Genomic DNA, 3,187 nt, shown 5'->3' with positions numbered 1-3,187 from the left:
TTGCTGCGGCGCTTGACCGCCTTAGCCGGTTTTCCGGAGCGAGCCATCTCTGTCCCCTTTCGCCATCGCCACAGGCATGGTCAGCACGCCGGCTTTCTCCGCCTGATGTCCCTTCGGTCCGTTCACCGGCAGGCTGATGGTCACCGTGGTGCCCTCGCCTGGCATGCTTTCGATGGACATCGTGCCCTCGTGCAGCGCCACCAGGCCCTTGACCAGTGAAAGGCCAAGACCAGTCCCCTCGAAACGGCGCGTATAGTCGTTCTGGATCTGCATGAAGGGCTTGCCGAGATTGGCGAAATCCTCCTCGGCGATGCCGATGCCGGTGTCCCTGACCCAGAAATGCAGGCGCGAACCGATCCGCTTGGCGCCGACGACGACGTCGCCGCCGTCGGGAGTGAACTTGATCGCGTTGGAGACCAGGTTGATGAGCATCTGCTGCACGGCGCGCTGATCGGCATTGATGTCGCCGGCGTCCGGCGCGATCTGCGCCTGCAGATCGATGTTCTTGGCCTGCGCCTGCAGTTGCATCATCGACTGGCACATGTCGACCGCTTCCGCGAACCGGAAAGGCTCGGGTTCGGTCGCATAGACGCCCGATTCAATCCTGGACACGTCGAGTATCGAGGTTACGACGGCGAGCAGATGCTGGCCCGAATCCCGTACCAAGCCGACATATTCTTTCTGGCGCGGATCCTTGAAGGCGCCGAACATCTCATGCAGCAGCATATCCGAGAAGCCGATAATGGCATTTAACGGCGTGCGCAGTTCGTGGCTGACCACCGCCAGGAAGCGTCCCTTCGCCACCTCGGCGGACGCGGCCGCCTCATTGGCTGCCGCCAGATCCTCGCGCAACCGGGCGATCTCGTCATTCTGCCTCAGGACGAACGTAAAGACATCACCCTGTTCCTCACCACGCACGAGATCAAGCGAGAACGGCCGGTAATTGTCGGCCGTCAGGCCATTGCCATTCTGAGGCAGCCGGATGCGCAATTCGAGCCGGCGCGACAGTGCGCCGTCGCGCATGTCGGCCATTGCGCTGAGATAGGAAACGCGATCCGACAGATGGACGCGATCGAAGAGGCCGTTTCCGGACAGCAGTTCGGGCGGCAGTTTCAAAAGCGTGCGCGCTTTTGGCGACGCGTCCAGGACCTCGCCATGACGGGCGACGCGCAAGACCACCGCATCGATGGTGTCTTCGAGCCGGTCGGCAGTGTCGAGCACATCAGCCGCATCGGCCGTGTTTTGAAATGCCGATGCGCGCGGGATCAGTGTGAGCGTCCAGGCCAACGGCACCAACCAGTGCCACGCCGCGATCTGCGCTCCTGCGAACGGGAATACGGTTCCAGCCAAAGGCTGAGCCAAGATGGCTACAGCGGCCGACACGGCTCCCCACAGTGCCGCGCGCCGCGAAGCGCCGATCCACCAGGCTTCAAAAGGCAGCGCCACGACAAGCATGGCGACAGGCGAACTCAGCCCGCCCGCGGCGGCAATGAGACTGCCGAGAGAAATGCCGGCCAGCACCAGGGCGACCCAACTCGCTATCGCCATCTTGCCGGTCGCCGCCACCAGCAAGGCGACGAACCAGCACAGGCCAAAGGCGGCGAAAATGGCGGCCATGGTGACGGCGACGCCCATGCCTGAAGTAACCAGCGTGACCGCGGCACCGGCGACAAAGAAAGGAGCGGCGAGCATGACGCCGATAAAGCGGCGCTGGCGCTCGCGGTCGCTCCGCCCAAGGATGGACGGATGGACCATACGTTCGCAACCGGCCGAAATCGCGCCAGGCAATTCAACGTATCTGGCCTTGATTGAACTCAACTCAACGCACTCGCACTTGTCGTGGACAGCTCTGCTATGCAGATGGTTCTGGTTGGCTTTGAAACTCGCATCCAGCGTTTAAGGAATGGATAAGGCAGGGCCGACCAGGGCCCGGCCTGCGGCAAATATCGGGATGCCGGCGGCCGAAAGCACGGACAAATGCAGCCATAGTAAACGGAGAGTTATCCGCCGACGGCACCCATCGGCCGGGCGCACTCGGCACCTGGACGTCCCTATTTCAAGAAAAACGCAGGGAAATCATGGGGATATATGGTTATTTGTTGTTAAGGAAAATTACTCGGATTTGAGACAAATCGATTGCAGAACGGTTCGTTTCGAATTTGCCTAAAATTTGAGGAAAATTCTCTCTTTGCCCGCAAGCCGTCCTTTGCGCCTGTGTGCCAAAATCCTGCCTACAAAAGAGGTCATGCCATATGGATGCATGATCCGGTCACGACGAGAGGGCAAGGGCATGGTCTTCCTCATAAGAATGGCTTTCTGGTTTTCGCTGGTGCTGCTGGCGCTGCCATTGAGTGTCGGCCCCGATGAAGCGGGGCATGAAAGCGTCGGACCGATCCAGGCCTTGTTTGCGGCACGCGAAGCGGTTGGCGATATCGCCGGCATTTGCGAACGCAAACCCGATGTCTGCGAGACCGGCAAGTCGGCGATGCACACCATTACCGCCCGCGCCAAAGAGACCGCCAAGATCGCGGCAGCGATGATGGACGACAAGTCCGCCGCCGGCCCCGACACGTCGACGATGACCGGCAGCGTGCCCGAAGGAATCGTCTTGCCCGAGACCGTCAACCTGCCGCCTCAGAATTAAGCCGTTTCGACGGCGCACCGCGGGCTGTCTGCCCTCTCGACGCCCGCGGTGTCCTTGTTTTTTCCGTGACGCGGAGCCGCCGCGTGACTATATCCCAGACATGACCACGACGATCCAGACGATCCGCGACGACTTCTCGTTCCTCGAGGAATGGGAAGACCGCTATCGCTATGTCATCGAACTCGGCGAGGCGTTGCCGCCGTTTCCGGACGAGCAGCGCAGCCCCGCCAACAAGGTGCCGGGATGCGTCAGCCAAGTCTGGCTGACCACTGAACGCGGAGCTGGAGCCGATCCTGTCATCACCTTCACCGGCGATTCGGACGCGCTCATATCGTGCGTGGGCTGGTCGCGATCATGCTGGCGCTGTTTTCCGGCAGGACCGCCAGCGAAATCCAGAAGACCGATGCGGAAGCGACATTGAAAGAACTCGGCCTCGACGAACATCTGTCGCCGCAGCGCGCCAACGGCCTTCGCTCGATGGTCAAGCGCATCAAGCGCGACGCCGAGGCAGCGCTCAAGCAGACCGCCTGACGCTTCCCGACC

General features: G+C 61.4%; 2 protein-coding genes and 1 pseudogene. 2 read left to right on the top strand and 1 reads right to left on the bottom strand.

From position 1 onward, the window contains the following. Nucleotides 1-21 precede the first annotated feature (21 nt). Nucleotides 22-1,755: an ATP-binding protein gene (locus EN991_RS29270; protein ID WP_127370050.1), complete on the bottom strand. Its 1,734-nt coding sequence runs from the start codon at nucleotides 1,753-1,755 to the stop codon at nucleotides 22-24. A gap of 535 nt (nucleotides 1,756-2,290) precedes the next feature. On the opposite strand from EN991_RS29270, the gene EN991_RS29265 reads away from it, so the two are divergent. Both EN991_RS29265 and EN991_RS29260 read left to right on the top strand, forming a co-directional pair. Beyond that, nucleotides 2,291-2,644: a DUF5330 domain-containing protein gene (locus tag EN991_RS29265; RefSeq protein ID WP_013532658.1), complete on the top strand. Its 354-nt coding sequence runs from the start codon at nucleotides 2,291-2,293 to the stop codon at nucleotides 2,642-2,644. A 100-nt stretch (nucleotides 2,645-2,744) separates the two neighbouring features. Further along, nucleotides 2,745-3,175: pseudogene (locus EN991_RS29260) on the top strand (SufE family protein). The last annotated feature ends 12 nt before the right edge of the window (nucleotides 3,176-3,187 follow it).

Origin of the sequence: Mesorhizobium sp. M7A.F.Ca.US.005.03.2.1, assembly GCF_003997795.1 — a bacterium.
Taxonomy (GTDB): Bacteria; Pseudomonadota; Alphaproteobacteria; order Rhizobiales; family Rhizobiaceae; genus Mesorhizobium; species Mesorhizobium ciceri.
This window is presented reverse-complemented; position numbering and strand designations above follow the sequence as displayed.